The sequence below is a fragment of the Lactobacillus gigeriorum DSM 23908 = CRBIP 24.85 genome, assembly GCF_000296855.1.
In the GTDB taxonomy this organism is placed as follows: Bacteria; Bacillota; Bacilli; order Lactobacillales; family Lactobacillaceae; genus Lactobacillus; species Lactobacillus gigeriorum.
In genome coordinates this window covers 1-16,757 of record NZ_CAKC01000060.1, presented here as the reverse complement: position 1 = coordinate 16,757, position 16,757 = coordinate 1, and the positions used below count along the sequence as shown (strand labels likewise).

The window sequence follows — 16,757 nt, the reverse complement described above, 5'->3', positions numbered from 1 at the left end:
AATATGAGATATGCAAAATTGCTAAGAGAGTATTTAAAGGTCAACCTTAAAGCCTTGGCCGTCTACGATCTAGACTTTTATTTCGCTATTTTTGGCATGGCAATCCAAAATATTTTGAATATCGTAGCGCTAGGATTTCTGTTTAATATCGTGCCGTCGATTAAGGGCTACAGCTTCCAAGAACTGATATTGACTTATTCGCTGGCCACCTTGTCTTTTTCAATTTTCCGGTGTTTTTTCATCAATACGCTGAATATAGCTGAATTCATCAATAAAGGGACGCTGGATACGATTCTGGTAAAGCCGATCAATCCCTTGTTTCAGCTGATCAATCAACGAGCTGATGAAGACTCATGGGGAGACCTGGCGGTTTCATTGATACTGGTTATATTCGTAGACGTGCAATTGGGCTATCCATGGTACATAACGGTGATGTTTATATTCATTTCATTGTTTACCTCGCTCATCTTTATGGGCCTAGCCTTGTTGGGCAATACCGTGTCCTTATTTTCAAACGGTCTGTCCGACTTAGCAGAAGTAACCTTTGACTTCTTTGAGCTAAGCAAATACCCATTGTCAATCTATTCGCAAGCTTTAAAATGGATTCTGACGTTCATTTTTCCCATCGGCTGGATAGCATCGATTCCCCAGGAACGAATAGCGCAGCATCACGAATGGTATTGGCTGTTCGTCATTCCAGTAATTTGTGTAGTATTTTTCGTGATCATATATCAGCTTTGGAAATTGTTCTTAAATAAGTATCAGAGTACTGGAACTTAAAGCGATTATTTTTTATAGACACATAATAAAACCCCGAAAGTCAAATTTGGCTTTTCGGGGTTTAAAATGTAAAAATTTTTAATTTTAGATTAATTGTTACGTGCTTCTCGCTTCTTGATTGCAGGCAAAATCAAACCTAATGCTACTAGGATAATAGGAGTGATAATGTTCAAGAAGAAGGTGAAAGGATCTGTTGAGTATATTCCCCAGATGCAGCAAAGAGCTGTTACTAGGAAGCACCAGATTCCTGCTAGATAGGCTAAGCCTTGAGATTTAGTCATTTGATATGAAGTGACAAATTTTTCTTGTTGTTTTCTCAAAGCGATATAAGCAGCAAATACCCATAAGTAACGCATTGGCATTGTTGTAGAATTAAGTTTAACCAATTGAGCCATAACTGCTTGAGCGTTTGGCAACAATGCTTGAGCGAGAATCAAGCTTCCTGATAGGATCACGATCATCCAAATACCATTAATGTAAGCACCATTTTTGTTGAGCTTCAATAATTTTGATGGGATGAATTCCTTAGCTTCTTTACTACCAAGCAAAATACGCAATGGAGCATCAATACTCAAAACTAATGTTGAAAATTGACCGATTACGTTACACCATGAGTAAATGTACATGAATAATCCACCCACATGGTAGTATTCACCTAAACGTTGGAAGGCCATGTAAGCACCATTTGAGATATATTCGTTAAGATTATTGTTGACCACTTTTGGATCGAACATTAACGCCATCGCAAACGTACCCAAAATTGCTGAAACCATAACCATGATTGCCAAAGCCATCATTGCTTTAGGGAAGTTCTTGGATGGATCTTTTACCTTGTTTACGTATGGCGAAATTTTTTCACACCCACCAACAGCAAAAACCAAAATTGAAAGTGAAGTAAAGTATTTCACATTGAATGTTGGCAACAAACTCTTCCAGTTAAAATTGAAGGAATAGTAACTTGCATGTGGATTAATTGCTGGAGCGGCGAACATCATGACGATAAACAAGATTGACATGATGAACATTGAAGTACCAGCAATTGTCGTTAAACTCTTTAAAACTGGAATACCCTGGCTAGCAACCCAGCAGAAGAATAGGAAAATTACTAAAGTTGCCGCTTGCGTCCATGCGGTTGGAATGGCATCGTACCACGAAGTGTTACCGAAGATGCCCCATGACATTGCACGAAGACCTCCGGTACCTTTACTTGAAATATATACCACGTGGCAAGCCCAATAAGTCCAGCCAGCATAATATGCCCACTTTGGCCCCATTGTGGCATTAACCCAAGAGGAAACTCCACCTTCTGCTTCTTTAAAAGTGGCACCTAATTCACCTACCATTAGAGCGTAAGGTACAAAATATAACAGGAACATTAGTACCCAACTAAAAATGACTCTCGTACCGTCGAAGTAAACATAGCCGTTAACTACGTTACCAAAACCCCATACTGTGGAGAAAGCCATCATTGCCAAAGTAGTCCACATCATTTTTTTGGGATTGCCTTGATTTTCTACCATAGAATTTCTCCCTTATAAATAACAATATAAATTAACTAACTTAGTTATTATATACCAAAAACGGTTACAATTCGCTCAGATTAATTAAACTCTAATCTACAGCACTTGTGATCGCTTTCGTGATATAATGTAAACATAATTAATTGTAAGTTTTGGGAGGAAGAAAAATGAAGCACAAGTAAGGTTTTCGAGCAGTCGCTTTAGCTGGTGCAATGCTTGCGGGAGTAACTCTTTTTGCTAATACTAATACAAATAAAGTAGCAGCTACCTCGTATAGCAAAGCTGTTACTAAAGTAGCGGGAGATAAGGATTATGCTATTTACCATTCCGTTAATGGTAATGGTCCTACTGGAAAATTCACATCGACTAAGTACTTTAAATATGGTCAAATTCAATCAAAGCAATATCAAAAAACTAAGAAGGGTACCTTCTGGGACATTTATGTAAGTGGTCGTCATGTAGGTTGGGTAAGCCAAAACTTCTTTGCTAGAAACAAAATTTCAGTTGCTAAGGAAGTGTCTCTGGTACAAAACCCTAGCTATAGTTTCAATACGCGTGATGCTATTAACTATGCAACCGATAGTAAAGGTACTGCTGTTAACCCAGATAAAGTTAAAGTATCTCAAGAATCAGTTTCTTCAAATGCAACTGTAACCTATACTTATGGCAAGGCTAGCGCGACTGTCAACGTAACGGTTCATCCTGGACAAACTGGCAGTACTTCAAAATCAGCAATGAAGGGTTTCAAGAATAGCACTACTTGGAACGGTGGCTCCAAGGGTTCATCAAGGAACTGGAATGCAGCTCATGGCTATCGTTCAGAAACTACTAGCAATACCTTTAAGAGTGGCGATTTAACTTTGCGTACCCGCATTTGAACCTCGCTTTGTAAGTTTGGATTACGGTAAAGCAGGGGATGAAATGGGTCAAGTCGGAGTTATTCCAGAAGGGATGACCATCCGCAACAACATTTTTGTAACTTCAATGTACAACAAGAACTCTGATCAAAGAGGTCACTTGGTTTCATACAATTTGAATGCAATCAAGAGTAAGTATGCAGTCCAAAACTTGACGACAATGAGCTGGAGCAGTTTTAAGACCTACTCACAAAACATCAAGGTTAGTCCTTACATTAAGATGGGGCATGGTCAATCATTAGGTTCGTCAAGCTCCTACATCTATGTCATGGCTAACGACAACAACTACAAGAATGGTCCTAAGTCAGAAGAAATCTTGCAAGTTCGCAAGAGCGATATGCAAATTGAAAAGATCTGGATCTTTAAGATTGCTGATAATCGCTACATTCACAATGCTACCTTCACTGATGATGGTACGATGTATGCCTTGTTCCACAATGGTGGACATCATTTATACGAATACTGGAAGTTGACCCTCTCTGGCGATACTTGGGTACCAACTCAAGTTGGCGCAACCAATGGCGACTTTATTACTAACTCACCAGTTCAAGGTTTTGCTTATGGCAATGGTTACTTCTTCATTGGTTTCAATGATTACATTTTCAAAGTTACAGAAAATGGTACTGCAGTGAAGAGCTACCACTTCAATACTCGTCGTGAAATTGAAGGTATGGGTGTAGATGGTGGACAACTCTATGTTCAATTTGCCCAACGCTCAGAATTAACTTCAGGTAAGATTAAGTAATAACGATTTAAATCTAAGTATCGATTATTGATGCTTAGATTTTTTTGTTGCTGTTTACTATGCTAAAACTTGTTAAAATATAGGTATGAGTAAAATAGCTAAAAAAGAAAATCTAATCCAATTAGTCGAATATGGTATCATTGGGATCCTTGGCTTTTTGGTTGATTTGGGAATTTTTTATTTTGTACAACGACTTGAAGTTTTGCCTATTGAAGTCGTGAATATCATTTCAAGCAGTATTGCCTTAATTCACAATTATCTGTGGAATAGCTACGTGACCTTTAAAGTTTATGATCGCTTTTGGCTCAGACTTGTAGGATATTTTTTGGTTGGACAAATTACCACTCTATTTACCACGATTTGTTTATGGATTTTTGTGACCATTTTGCATCAAGATAAATATGCGGTAAAAATTATTTCAATGATAGTTGCAGTCCTACTTCAATTTTTAATTAATAAGAAAGTGACGTTTAAAAGAAAGGGAATCTCATGAAAAAACTTTCAATTATTGTACCTTGTTATAATGAACAAGAAGCGATCAAGTTTTTTTATCCAGCGGTTGAAAAAGTAGTAGCTGGCTTAGAAATTGAAGCTGAGTACTGGTTCATCAATGATGGTTCAAAGGATCGAACCTTGGTGGAAATTAAGCAATTGCGCAAACAGATTGGCGATAAGATTCATTACGTTTCTTTTTCTCGAAACTTTGGTAAAGAAGCAGCTTTGTTGGCGGGGCTAAAAGCAGCTACTGGCGACTTTGTAGTCGTGATGGATGCCGATTTACAAGATCCACCTGATCTATTAGAACAGATGTTGGCCTTGCTCGAGACTGGTGAATGGGATTGCGTCGGTGCTAAACGAGTTGATCGCGTGGGTGAAGATAAGATAAAAACTTTTTTTAGTAGAAGTTTTTATCGAATAATCAATCAATTGTCAGAAACCCAAATCGTGCCTAATGTTCGTGACTATCGGATGATGACGAGACAAATGGTAGATGCTGTTACTTCTTTAGGCGAATATAGTCGCTTTTCTAAAGGGATTTTTTCTTGGGTTGGTTTTCGTACTAAATATTTGGAATACCATAATGTAAAGCGAGTTGCAGGTGAAACTAGCTGGAATACCTGGCAGCTGTTTAAGTATGCCTTTGATGGGATAGCAGACTTTTCATTAGCTCCATTGAACTTGGCTGTATTAATAGGGAGTTTTTCTTCACTGTTGGCAATTGCTGGGATTATTTGGGTAATTGTGAGACATATCGTTGATCCAACCTCGGCCATTTTTGGCTGGGCTTCATTGGTTAGCATTATTTTGCTAATTGGTGGACTCCAATTGCTATGTATTGGAATAATTGGACGCTATATTGGAAAAATCTACCTGCAAGTAAAGAAGCGTCCAATATACATCGTGGAAGAAGAGGCTTGATAAAATGTAAAAAGCATTGCCATATTACCGACAATGCTTTTTACATGTTGTACCACACAAAAATAAGTATTGAAAAATCAACACTTATCAAATAATTATATGGGCCCCCTGGGAGTCGAACCCAGATTTTAAGAACCGGAATCTTACGTGCGATCCATTACACTAAGGGCCCAGAACCATAACAACTATATCAAAAAAAGGGATAAAATAAAAGGCTTTTCATGTAAAAAAGGAGATTATAAATAATTCACTAAATACACTTGAATTTCGAAATAGAGATTGTTATACTTACATTGTCGAGTGAGAAATGGGATTTAAGAAAGTCTATGGATCCGCGTTTCTCTTATATTTTTAAGCGATCTGGGACAAAATACGGCAAGATCATGGTCGTAAAGTGTCCCAGCGGAGAGGGAGGAGTTTATGAACTCGGATTTTTCCTTGCTCGAGACTCTGGTACCTGATGTCTTAAAGATCGTTCGACAAAGATATCTTGTCCTTGAGCAAGTTGCAAATGGCGCTCCAATTGGACGCAGGTTAGTTGCTCAACGGTTAGGGTTGACAGAGCGGACAGTGAGGACTGAAACTGAATATTTAAAGAAGCTCGGTTTAATCGAAATCAAAAGCTTTGGCATGTTTCTAACCGAAAAGGGCAAGAAAGTGCTACAAGATGCTGCACCTCTCGTCGATAGATTGTTTAATGCTGATGAAACAGAATTGAAATTGGCGAGAAAGTTAAATATTGAACGAACTATCATTGTTCCGGGTAATGGCGATTTTCAAGATCGTGTTTATCAGGAGATGGGGGAAGCTTTAAATTCTGCTTTGGACTTATTGCTTCCATTAGGTCATTCAATTATTACAGTTCTTGGTGGCATGGCGTTAGCTAAGTCAGCTAGGTATCTTTCAAAGAATTTGGCAAATAATCGTGAGTTGGAGTTTGTTCCAGGGCGGGGAGCCCTAGGCGAAAATGTAAAAACTCAAAGTAATACGATTGTTCAGGAAATGGCTGCTCGAACACATGGTGAATATAAAACGCTATATTTACCTGAGCAAGTTTCAGAGCAGGCATACAATTCTTTGATAAGAGAGCCGGCAATTGCTGATTTGCTACAAGATATCTCGCAAAGCGATGTGGTGATTCATGGTATTGGTTTGGCTCAAGAAATGGCTAAGCGAAGAGGCTATGATTCGATTAAGTTATCAGACTTGCGGGAGAAAAAAGCAATCACCGAATGTTTCGGGTGTTTCTTCGGTGAAGATGGAAGGATTGTCGACCGCATCACCCAGGTTGGATTGCAGTTCGAAAATCTAAGTAAAATACCTCGCATATTTGCCTTCGCTTGTGGAGCTTCAAAAGCGGACGCAATCAAAGCTTATATGCCTAATGCGCCTCATCAAACCTGGTTGATTACTGATGAGGGCGCCTCAGAAGCGATTTTAAAGGAGAATAACTCTCGTTTAAAATAAAATTGTTGTTTTTATAGTTCTTAAGGAGGACTTTTAGGTTATGACAGTTAAAATTGGTATTAACGGTTTCGGTCGTATCGGTCGTTTAGCTTTCCGTCGTATTATGGACTTGGGCGAAAAGTCAAAGGATATTGAAGTTGTTGCTATTAACGACTTGACTACTCCAGCACTTTTGGCACACTTGCTTAAGTACGACTCAACTCATGGTACTTTCAACCACGAAGTTTCAGCTACTGAAGACTCAATCGTTGTAGACGGCAAGAAATACCGTGTATACGCAGAACCACAAGCTCAAAACATTCCTTGGGTTAAGAACGATGGCGTTGACTTTGTTCTTGAATGTACTGGTTTCTACACTAGCAAGGCTAAGTCACAAGCTCACCTTGACGCTGGTGCAAAGCGTGTATTGATTTCAGCTCCTGCAGGTAACGACTTGAAGACTATCGTTTACTCAGTAAACGAAGACACTTTGACTTCAGACGACACTATCGTTTCAGCAGGTTCATGTACTACTAACTCATTGGCACCAATGGTTAACGTATTGCAAAAGGAATTTGGTGTTGAAGTAGGTACTATGACTACTATCCATGCTTACACTTCAACTCAAATGATCTTGGACGGTCCAGTTCGTGGCGGTAACTTGCGTGCAGCTCGTGCGGCAGCAGTTAACATTATTCCTCACTCAACTGGTGCTGCTAAGGCTATTGGTCTTGTTGTTCCAGAATTGAACGGTAAGTTGAACGGTCACGCACAACGTGTTCCAGTTCCAGATGGTTCTGTAACTGAATTGGTTTCAATCCTTAAGAAGAGCGTAACTGCTGACGAAATCAACGAAGCTATGAAGAAGTACGAAAGCCCATCATTCGCTTACGAACCAAACAACGTTGTTTCAAGCGACATTGTTGGTATGACTGCTGGTTCAATCTTTGACCCAACTCAAACTATGGTAACTACTGCAGGTGACAAGCAATTAGTTAAGACTGTTGCTTGGTACGACAACGAATGGTCATTCACTTGCCAAATGGTTCGTACTTTATTGAAGTTTGCTACTCTTTAATCATTAATTTAGTTAAATGATTTAACGTTAAGTGGTAATTGAGAAGGCGGAGGGAGATTCTTCCTTCCGCCTTTTTTTGAAGAAAAAATAAATTCGGAGGTTTCTGATGGCTAAGTTAATCGTTTCAGATCTCGATGTTAAAGGTAAAAAAGTTTTAGTACGTGTAGACTTTAATGTCCCAATTAAGGGTGGCGTTATCGGTGATGACAACCGTATTGTTGCTGCTCTTCCAACTATTAAGTACATTATTGACAATGGTGGTAAGGCAATCTTGTTGAGCCATTTAGGTCGTGTTAAGAGTGACGATGATAAGAAAGAATTATCATTGAAGCCAGTTGCTGAACGTTTAAGCGAATTGCTTGAAAAGCCAGTTACTTTTGTTCCAGAAAACGAAGGTAAAGAAGTAGAAGACGCTATTAACGCTATGAACGATGGCGATGTAGTAGTTCTTGAAAACACTAGATTCCAAGATATTGACAATGATTTCGGTAAGCGTGAATCTAAGAACGATCCAAAGCTTGGAGAATACTGGGCAAGTCTTGGAGACATGTTTGTAAACGATGCTTTCGGTACTGCACACAGAAGTCACGCTTCAAACGTTGGTATTGCAACTGCTATGAAGGCAGAAGGTAAGCCTGCAGCAGCTGGTTACTTGATGGAAAAGGAAATTAAGTTCTTAGGTGATGCTGTTGAAAACCCAGTTCACCCATTTGTAACTATCTTGGGTGGTGCTAAGGTATCAGACAAGATCGGTGTTATTGAAAACTTAATTCCTAAGTCAGACCACATCTTAATCGGTGGTGGTATGGCTTATACTTTCTTGGCAGCACAAGGTCACAAGATTGGTAAGTCATTGTTTGAAGCTGACAAGGTTGACCTTGCTAAGAGTCTTTTGGAAAAGGCTGGCGACAAGATCGTTCTTCCTGTTGATAATGTAGCAGCAACTGAATTCTCAAACGATGCTTCACACGAAGTTGTTGGTGATGATATTCCTGACAACGAAATGGGTCTTGACATTGGTCCTAAGACTGTCGCTAAATTCAAGGAAATCTTGAAGGATGCTAAGACTGTTGTTTGGAACGGACCTATGGGTGCTTTCGAAATGTCAAACTTTGCTGAAGGTACTTTAGAAGTTGGTCGTGCTTTGGCAGAATTAACTGACGCAACTACTGTTATCGGCGGTGGTGACTCAACTGCTGCTGCTAAGCAATTGGGTATTGCACCTAAGATTACTCACATTTCTACTGGTGGTGGTGCTTCACTTAACTACCTTGAAGGTAAGGAATTACCAGGTATCGCTTGCATCTCAGATAAGTAGAAATTAGGAGGAAATTTTAATGCGTACACCTATTATTGCTGGTAACTGGAAGTTACATATGAATCCTGAACAAACTGCTGAATTTGTAGCAGCAGTAAAGGACAAATTGCCAGAATCAAGCAAAGTTGAATCTGCAATTTGTGCACCTGCAGTTGACCTTGATGCTTTAAGAAAAGCTGCTGAAGGTAGCAACTTGCACATTGGTGCAGAAAATGCTTATTTTGAAGAAGAAGGTGCCTTCACTGGTGAAACTTCACCTAAGGTATTGAAAGAAATGGGCATTAACTACTGCATCATTGGTCACTCAGAACGTCGTGGTTACTTCCACGAAACTGATGAAGACATTAATAAGAAGGCTAAGGCTTTGTTTGCTAATGGTGTTACCCCAATTCTTTGCTGTGGTGAAAGTTTAGAAACTCGTGAAGCTAACAAGCAAGAAGAATGGGTTGTTGGTCAAATCAAGGCTGACTTGGAAGGCTTATCAGCTGATCAAGTTGCTTCATTGGTTATCGCTTATGAACCAATCTGGGCAATCGGTACTGGTAAGACTGCTACTGCTGAACAAGCAGAAGAAATGTGCAAGACTATCCGTGAAACTATCAAGGACTTGTATAATGAAGAAACTGCTGAAAACGTTCGTATCCAATATGGTGGTTCAGTAAAGCCTGCTAACGTTAAGGAAATTATGGCTAAGCCAAACATCGACGGTGGTTTAATCGGTGGTGCTGCCTTAGAGCCAGAATCATTCTTAGCATTGGTAAACTACCAAGACTAAAATAACCTTATATGATAAAATAAGACTGGTATTATTTTGCCAGTCTTATTTTTTATAGAGGAAAAATTATGGATTATGGTGAGTATCAATCCCCACTGGGAAAAATAGTCTATTATACCGAGGGGAATAAGCTAGTAAAATTATTTTTTAGTGATCAGTTAATGAAAGGCTGTGGCGTTAAAAAGAATAACAAACAAATTGATCAATGGCTAGATTATTATTTCCAAGGTAGGCAACCTAGTTTTGCGGATATTGCATTAAATATAAATTTGACTGCTTTCCAAAAAAGAGTTTTCAAACAAGTAATGGCAATTAAGCCAGGTGAAACTAAAAGTTATGGAGAGATTGCTAAACAATTAGGAATGAAAACTGGTGGCGCTAGAGCAATTGGTCGTTGTCTAGCTAATAATCCTGTCTTATTAATAATCCCTTGTCATCGAGTTGTTGGAAGTGATGGCAGTTTAGTTGGCTATGCTGGTGGAATAGACCGAAAAAAGAAATTATTGATATTTGAACAGAGAGGTAACAATGATTAGAAGAGCTGAAAAATCTGATTTTCCTTTTGTTTATCCTATTCTTAAACAAATTTTTGAAGAGATGGATATGGAATCTATCAAGAGTCTTCCAGAAGATCAATTTTATGATTTGATGAAATTAGGCTTTATTTCGGATAATTACCGTTATTCATATCGTCGAACTTGGGTTTATGAGAATAAAGCCGCGGTAGTAACGGCAATATTGGTAATGTATTCATACGAAGATCAAAAGATTATTGACTTTGTCTTGAAGCGTGAAATGCCACGTGTTGGTTTGCCAACGACAACTGTCATCTTTGATGATCAAGAAGCTTGGCCTAAAGAATGGTACCTTGATGCGTTAGCTGTTCATCCAGATCATTGGGGTAAAGGTTATGCTAGCAAATTACTTGATTATTCAGTCACAGTAGGACAGAAAAAGGGCTATCACAAGCTTAGTTTAAACGTGGATAAAGAAAACCCTCGTGCTCAACGATTATATGAACACAAGGGCTTTGTAACTACTAATTCGATGACTATTGGTGATCGAGTTTACGATCATATGATCAAAGAAATTTAAGAAAGATCTGTCGATAATTTACGATTTAAACCAGTAATTGATGGTAATTTCAATGGCTTGATATGCCATTGAGTAAATAAAACTGTAATCAATAAAATAAAAGGAGTGTCTTCTGGTAAATCAATATCACATTGTAATAACACACCAGAAGCATTCGTAAAAGTTTGGACACCTGCAACCTTTTTAATTCCATTACGAAAAGTGTAGGTGCCATTTTTTATGCTTCCAGTTACTACATAATTCAAACGTGTAATATAAAATAGATTGGCATTAGTGAGAACATTGAGACGCTTTACACTAACCAGTGAATGATTGATTACATCAATCGTAAAAGAAGCGATTAGTCCAGTTCCATCAGTATATAAACGTCCAATCTCCTGATTATTGGGATCACAAAGATAAAGCGTATGGTTGGGATTATCGAGGTTGCCTTTGATAATATAGCGAAGATTACCAGCTTCGTCAGTAACAGGTATCTGACCATAAGCTTTTTCTTGATTTAATTTAAGCAAGAATTTCATCATTATTACCTGACTTATTTTCATCAATAAACTTATATAAAACCTTAGCGACGCCGTTATCATTATTGCTAGAAGTCGTGATCTGAGCTAAATGTTTAATTTTAGGGACAGCGTTTCCCATAGCAACACCAATACCTGCTTCGCGGATCATGCTTTCATCATTCAAGTTATCACCGATGGCTGCAATTTCTTTGCGTTTGATATGTTTGATTTGGGCATAATCAAGTAAGGCCAAGCCTTTTTGTGCTTGTACGGCATTGATTTCAATGTTTGATGACGAGCTCGAAGTAACAACCAAACCATTTAATTGGTTAATTTCTGTAATAACATCTTCAAAAGCCTCATGACCGCGATGATCAAACACTAAAAATTTCATGATTTTCGGATCTTCGTTTTGGAAAAGTTCATCATAGCTATCAACTTGAGTCATATTTAAAATTGACTTATTTCCAGCAGTAATTGCTACAGCTTCTCTAAAAGTAATTCCAGCATTTAAATCTACCATAAAATGAGCGACATTAGTAATTCTTTTACTTAAATCCTCAGTATAGACATTATCAGCAGTAACTATTTCAAAATAAAAATGATTATCGTGAAGCAGATTGATCAATTTCATGGCTGAATTGGCAGGAATTGGATGCTTGATTATCAGTTTACCTGACGCATCGAACACTAGTGCGCCATTAAGATTGATAAAGCCACTTTTGATTCCAGCATCTTCAAGCAGAACTTTTGATTCTCTTGGAGCGCGTCCAGTAGCTACTAAAAACTCAATTCCATTTTGCTGAGCAGCTTTGATGGCAGTAGCATTTTCAGGAGAAACCATCATATCGCTATTAAATAAGGTACCATCGAGATCACAAGCAACTAATTTAATCATTTCGTTCAATCTTTCTATAAAAATCAACTTATCTTTCAAAATCATGATACCATAAAGAGGATAAGAAAAGAGGGGAGAATTTAGGTGAAAAAGTTAATCGGAAATGATTGGGATGACATATTAGATCCTGTTTTTGAAAGCGAACAATATCAACAATTGCATAATTTCTTGAAAGGGGAATATGCTACTAAGCAAATTTTTCCTGATATGTATCACATTTTTACGGCTTTTAAGTTGACGCCTTATTCTCAGACAAAAGTAGTAATTTTAGGTCAAGATCCATATCATAATCCTGGACAAGCTAATGGGATGAGCTTTTCTGTTAGCCCGGGTGCAAGCTTGCCTCCATCTCTTAAAAATATCTATAAAGAATTATATGATGATGTAGGTGCTCGACCAGTAAATCATGGTTACTTGAAGAGCTGGGCGGAACAAGGAGTATTATTGTTAAATGCAGTTTTGACCGTTCCTTATGGTCATGCGAATGGGCATCAAGGAAAAGGCTGGGAAGCCGTTACAGATGCTGCAATCAAAGCATTGAGTGAACGTGGTAAAGTTGTGTTTATTTTATGGGGCAAATTCGCTCAAAATAAAATTCCTTTAATAGATGAAAGCAAAAATGTAATTATCAAGTCTGCTCATCCTAGTCCTTTTTCAGCAGATCGGGGATTTTTTGGCTCCCGTCCTTTTTCAAGGTGTAATGAGGCGCTACACAAATTTGGCGAGTTGCCAATAGATTGGCAGTTGCCAGAACAAATAAATTGATTTTAGAAAGGAAAACAAATGGATATTTTTAGCACTTTAAAGAAAATTGCTTTATCAGAAAAGAAGACGATTGTTTTTCCAGAAGGAAATGATAAGCGTGTGTTATCAGCTGCTGTGAAATTAGCTAATGAAGGCGTAATTGCTGCAATCTTGCTGGGAAATGAAACCGAGATTGGCAAAATGGCAGCAGATTTGAAGCTTGATCTTACGCATGTGAAAATCATCGATCCTCAAACCTATGGTGGTCTTGAAAAAATGGTTGCTGAATTGGTTGCATTACGTAATGGTAAGTCGACAGCTGAAGATGCAAAAAAGATGTTATCAGATGTAAGTTACTTTGGTACGATGCTTGTTTATGAAAATATTGCAGATGGAATGGTCTCTGGTGCAGCCCATTCAACGGCTAGCACAGTTAGACCAGCACTGCAAATCATCAAAACAGCAGCAGGGATGCATCGTGTTTCAGGATCATTTGTAATGGAACGTGGCGAAGAAAAATATGTTTTTGCTGATTGTGCAATCAATATTGATCCTGATGCTACCACTTTAGCAGAAATAGCTTATCAATCTGCTCAAACTGCTAAAATGGTAGGAATTGATCCTAAAGTTGCCTTTTTAAGTTTTTCTACTAAGGGATCAGCTAAAGGAGCAATGATTGACAAAGTGGTTGAAGCTACTAAGTTGTTCCAAGAAAAATATCCTGAAATTCCGGCTGATGGTGAATTGCAATTCGATGCTGCGTTTGTGCCAAGTGTAGGTCAAAGTAAGGCACCTGGCTCAAAGGTTGCCGGTCATGCTAATGTTTTTGTTTTCCCTGAATTACAATCTGGCAATATTGGTTACAAGATTACGCAAAGATTGGGTAATTTCTTAGCGGTAGGTCCGATTTTGCAAGGGATTGCTAAACCGGTTAACGATTTATCACGTGGAGCAAGTAGTGATGATGTCTATAATCTAGCCATTTTGACTGCTGCTCAAGCGATTTTTAAGGATTAATATATGAAAATAGAAATCAATTCTTCAACAGAAATGCAAAAATTAGGTGCAAGTATTGCCAATACCGCTAGTCCTAATGACCTATTATTGCTAGAAGGTGACTTAGGTGCTGGCAAGACGACAATGACTCAAGGAATCGGTCGTGCACTAGGAATTAGACGTCCTGTAAAGAGTCCAACTTTTACAATTGTTAGGGAGTATCGCGAAGGGAAGCTTCCGCTTTTCCATATGGACTTTTATCGTTTAGAAAATGATGACCTTTCTTCAATCGACCTAGCAGGTTATTTAACGGAAGGTGGATTAGTAGTCATTGAATGGCCTCAATTGGTTCTAAATGACCTACCAGAAGAATACCTGCAATTAAACATTACTCGTGTTGACGATGAATGGAATTCAACCAAGCGGATAGTTGAATTTTTACCTAAAGGAGCACACTATCAAGAATGGGTTGATAAGTTGATCGCAACTTTTAACGCATAAAAAAGCCAAGAATAGCATTGATGATCAAAAAAATTATCAATGTTTATTCTTGGCTTTTTAAATTTGGTAGATTAGATTTTTGATTGGTTCATTGCCAAACTCTTTATTTTGTGCAATTAGAATTCCTGCACAAGCTTCGCTATCACTAAGGGCATTGTGATGATGCCAAAGGTCAACGTTAAGTGCATCAGATACGGTATTTAATTTATGATCTTTTAGATTAGGTTCAAAAATCCGACTAGTTTTAAGCGTATCAATTACTAAATAATGCGGTTCATCAATTCCATAACGAGCTAAAGATTGTTTCATAACGTTGGTATCAAATCGAGCATTATGAGCAGCAACTAGCATTCCCGGTTTAAATAAATCCTTGATTTTAGGCCAAAGTTCAGCCATGGTTGGTGCATCCTTAATATCATCAGCCGTAATATCATGAACTTTGATATTTTGACTATCGAATGGCATCTGAGGATTAATGACAGTATAAAATCGATCAATGATTTGGTTGTCTCGTACCATTACTAGTGCTAATGAACAAGCACTTTCAGGATAGCGATTGGCAGTTTCAAAATCCATTGCCACAAAGTTCATGTTTTAACCTCACTTTCGCACACATCTTTTATAATTATGTCACAAATTTTGGATTAATAATAGCTATTTCGTTTTTAACTGGTTGTATGGTTCGGAATGCGGTAAAATAGGAAAAGTAAATTAAATGAGGGGGTCTTTTCATTGCAGCTACTCGATTTAAAAAATAATGGGATTAACATTCAAACTCAGATTCCATTGAGTCGCTATACTTTTACCAAAACTGGTGGTCGAGCTGAATATTTGGCTTTCCCTAAAAATCTGGATGAATTAAGGCAACTTTTACTAGTCGCTAAAGCAGAAAAACTACCAATTACTGTAATTGGTAATGCATCCAATTTAATTATCCGTGATGGCGGTATTTCAGGCTTAGTAGTGATTTTAACAGCTATGAATGAAATATCGGTAAAAGATGATCGAGTCATCGCGCAAGCAGGTGCACGGATTATCGATACTGCCTTTGCTGCAGCTAATAATGGTTTAACAGGTTTTGAGTTTGCCGCTGGTATTCCAGGCAGTGTGGGCGGAGGCGTCTTTATGAATGCTGGAGCATATGGTGGTGAAGTTAAAGATGTCGTTGATAAAGTCACTGTAATTACAAGAAATGGTGAACTTAAAGAATATAGTAATCAAGAAATGAATTTTTCTTATCGCAATTCGCGTATTCAAAGTTCAGATGAGATTGTTGTGGTTGCTGAATTTAAACTTAAACATGGCAATAAACTAACTATTTTGGATCAAATGCATTATTTGAACGCCCTTCGACGATATAAGCAGCCGTTAGAATATCCATCATGTGGCAGCGTCTTTAAACGACCAAAGGGTCATTTTGTTGGCCCGATGATAATCAAAGCAGGTCTTCAAGGAACGCAAATTGGTGGTGCACAAAATTCAATGAAACATGCTGGTTTCATCGTTAACAAGGGTGGAGCAACAGCAACTGATTATCTAAAACTAATTCATTTTATCCAAGAAAAAATCCAAGAAAAATATGGGATTAGTTTAGAAACAGAAGTACGAATAATTGGTAATGAATAAGTTGAAGGCAGGACAAGCTACAGGCCTAGAGGCTTGTAGCTATTTTTTTGAAGGAAGAAAAGAATGGCAATTATTGAAATAAAACATGTAAAGAAACGCTATGATGATGGCTTTGTTGCCCTTGATGACATTAATTTGACGATTGAATCTGGGAAATTTTACTCTTTGTTGGGACCAAGTGGTTCTGGGAAATCCACCATTTTAAGAATAATTGCTGGTTTTACCAAACCAACTGAAGGACAAGTTTTTTTTAATGGAAAAGATATTACGGATCTTGATCCTTCTAAGCGGCAAATCAATACCGTCTTTCAGAATTATGCTTTGTTCCCGCATTTAAATGTTTTTGAAAATGTTGCTTTTGGTTTGAAAATCAAAAAACGTCCTTTAAATGAAATC

Annotated in this window: 18 protein-coding genes, 1 tRNA gene and 1 pseudogene; 15 read left to right on the top strand and 5 right to left on the bottom strand. The window is 38.0% G+C overall.

Annotation, left to right across the window (positions count from 1 at the left end):
- Positions 1-3 precede the first annotated feature (3 nt).
- A complete protein-coding gene (locus tag BN52_RS06040) occupies positions 4-780 on the top strand; it encodes an ABC transporter permease (RefSeq protein ID WP_008473487.1) in 777 nt (258 codons plus the stop codon).
- Positions 781-869: 89 nt separating this feature from the next.
- Here the strand turns inward: BN52_RS06040 and BN52_RS06035 are convergent, their stop codons facing one another.
- Positions 870-2,300: an APC family permease gene (locus BN52_RS06035; RefSeq protein WP_008473486.1), complete on the bottom strand. Its 1,431-nt coding sequence runs from the start codon at positions 2,298-2,300 to the stop codon at positions 870-872.
- 212 nt (positions 2,301-2,512) lie between these two features.
- Between BN52_RS06035 and BN52_RS06030 the strand changes: the two are divergent.
- The 3 genes and pseudogenes from BN52_RS06030 (at position 2,513) to BN52_RS06020 (ending at position 5,381) form a co-directional block, all read left to right on the top strand.
- Positions 2,513-3,962: pseudogene (locus BN52_RS06030) on the top strand (LBA0864 family S-layer associated protein).
- An 85-nt stretch (positions 3,963-4,047) separates the two neighbouring features.
- The gene (locus tag BN52_RS06025; RefSeq protein WP_008473483.1) at positions 4,048-4,455 is read left to right on the top strand and encodes a GtrA family protein; all 408 of its coding nucleotides are present in this window, start codon (positions 4,048-4,050) and stop codon (positions 4,453-4,455) included.
- A complete protein-coding gene (locus tag BN52_RS06020) occupies positions 4,452-5,381 on the top strand; it encodes a glycosyltransferase family 2 protein (protein WP_008473481.1) in 930 nt (309 codons plus the stop codon). Before BN52_RS06025 ends, BN52_RS06020 begins: the two co-directional genes overlap by 4 nt.
- A 100-nt stretch (positions 5,382-5,481) precedes the next feature.
- Here BN52_RS06020 and BN52_RS06015 read toward each other — a convergent pair.
- A tRNA-Arg gene (locus tag BN52_RS06015) sits at positions 5,482-5,553 on the bottom strand.
- A 248-nt stretch (positions 5,554-5,801) separates the two neighbouring features.
- Between BN52_RS06015 and BN52_RS06010 the strand changes: the two genes are divergently transcribed.
- From BN52_RS06010 to BN52_RS05985, 6 genes are all read left to right on the top strand, one after another.
- Complete coding sequence (locus tag BN52_RS06010; protein WP_008473480.1) at positions 5,802-6,848, top strand: sugar-binding transcriptional regulator; 1,047 nt, start codon at positions 5,802-5,804, stop codon at positions 6,846-6,848.
- A gap of 40 nt (positions 6,849-6,888) precedes the next feature.
- Positions 6,889-7,905, top strand: coding sequence for a type I glyceraldehyde-3-phosphate dehydrogenase (gene gap, locus BN52_RS06005; RefSeq protein WP_008473479.1), 1,017 nt, complete (start codon positions 6,889-6,891; stop codon positions 7,903-7,905).
- 106 nt (positions 7,906-8,011) lie between these two features.
- On the top strand, positions 8,012-9,223 hold the full coding sequence (locus tag BN52_RS06000) for a phosphoglycerate kinase (RefSeq protein ID WP_008473478.1): 1,212 nt from the start codon (positions 8,012-8,014) through the stop codon (positions 9,221-9,223).
- Positions 9,224-9,242: 19 nt separating this feature from the next.
- Positions 9,243-9,998: a triose-phosphate isomerase gene (gene tpiA, locus BN52_RS05995; protein WP_008473477.1), complete on the top strand. Its 756-nt coding sequence runs from the start codon at positions 9,243-9,245 to the stop codon at positions 9,996-9,998.
- A 68-nt stretch (positions 9,999-10,066) separates the two neighbouring features.
- The gene (locus BN52_RS05990) at positions 10,067-10,534 is read left to right on the top strand and encodes a methylated-DNA--[protein]-cysteine S-methyltransferase (protein ID WP_008473476.1); all 468 of its coding nucleotides are present in this window, start codon (positions 10,067-10,069) and stop codon (positions 10,532-10,534) included.
- Positions 10,527-11,093 carry a GNAT family N-acetyltransferase gene (locus BN52_RS05985; RefSeq protein ID WP_008473475.1) on the top strand — a complete coding sequence of 189 codons (567 nt, stop codon included), beginning with the start codon at positions 10,527-10,529 and terminating at the stop codon, positions 11,091-11,093. Before BN52_RS05990 ends, BN52_RS05985 begins: the two co-directional genes overlap by 8 nt.
- Here BN52_RS05985 and BN52_RS05980 read toward each other — a convergent pair.
- Positions 11,090-11,614, bottom strand: coding sequence for an LURP-one-related family protein (locus tag BN52_RS05980; protein WP_040473442.1), 525 nt, complete (start codon positions 11,612-11,614; stop codon positions 11,090-11,092). The two genes, BN52_RS05985 and BN52_RS05980, sit on opposite strands and share 4 nt — an antisense overlap.
- The gene (locus BN52_RS05975; RefSeq protein WP_008473472.1) at positions 11,598-12,494 is read right to left on the bottom strand and encodes a Cof-type HAD-IIB family hydrolase; all 897 of its coding nucleotides are present in this window, start codon (positions 12,492-12,494) and stop codon (positions 11,598-11,600) included. The genes BN52_RS05980 and BN52_RS05975 overlap by 17 nt, the downstream gene beginning before the upstream one ends.
- A gap of 84 nt (positions 12,495-12,578) precedes the next feature.
- Between BN52_RS05975 and BN52_RS05970 the strand changes: the two genes are divergently transcribed.
- From BN52_RS05970 to tsaE, 3 genes are read left to right on the top strand one after another with little or no spacing between them, the layout of a single operon-like run.
- Positions 12,579-13,259 (top strand): uracil-DNA glycosylase, encoded by a 681-nt coding sequence (locus tag BN52_RS05970; RefSeq protein WP_008473471.1) that lies wholly within the window; start codon positions 12,579-12,581, stop codon positions 13,257-13,259.
- An 18-nt stretch (positions 13,260-13,277) separates the two neighbouring features.
- Positions 13,278-14,255: a phosphate acetyltransferase gene (gene pta, locus BN52_RS05965; RefSeq protein WP_008473470.1), complete on the top strand. Its 978-nt coding sequence runs from the start codon at positions 13,278-13,280 to the stop codon at positions 14,253-14,255.
- A 3-nt stretch (positions 14,256-14,258) separates the two neighbouring features.
- A complete protein-coding gene (tsaE, locus tag BN52_RS05960; protein ID WP_008473469.1) occupies positions 14,259-14,735 on the top strand; it encodes a tRNA (adenosine(37)-N6)-threonylcarbamoyltransferase complex ATPase subunit type 1 TsaE in 477 nt (158 codons plus the stop codon).
- 57 nt (positions 14,736-14,792) lie between these two features.
- On the opposite strand, the gene BN52_RS05955 is transcribed toward tsaE, so the two are convergent.
- Positions 14,793-15,326, bottom strand: coding sequence for a 3'-5' exonuclease (locus tag BN52_RS05955; RefSeq protein WP_008473467.1), 534 nt, complete (start codon positions 15,324-15,326; stop codon positions 14,793-14,795).
- 141 nt (positions 15,327-15,467) lie between these two features.
- Between BN52_RS05955 and murB the strand changes: the two genes are divergently transcribed.
- Positions 15,468-16,361, top strand: coding sequence for a UDP-N-acetylmuramate dehydrogenase (gene murB, locus BN52_RS05950; RefSeq protein WP_008473465.1), 894 nt, complete (start codon positions 15,468-15,470; stop codon positions 16,359-16,361).
- A gap of 63 nt (positions 16,362-16,424) precedes the next feature.
- Positions 16,425-16,757: ABC transporter ATP-binding protein (locus BN52_RS05945; protein WP_040473441.1), on the top strand; the 333-nt coding region annotated here is incomplete at its 3' end.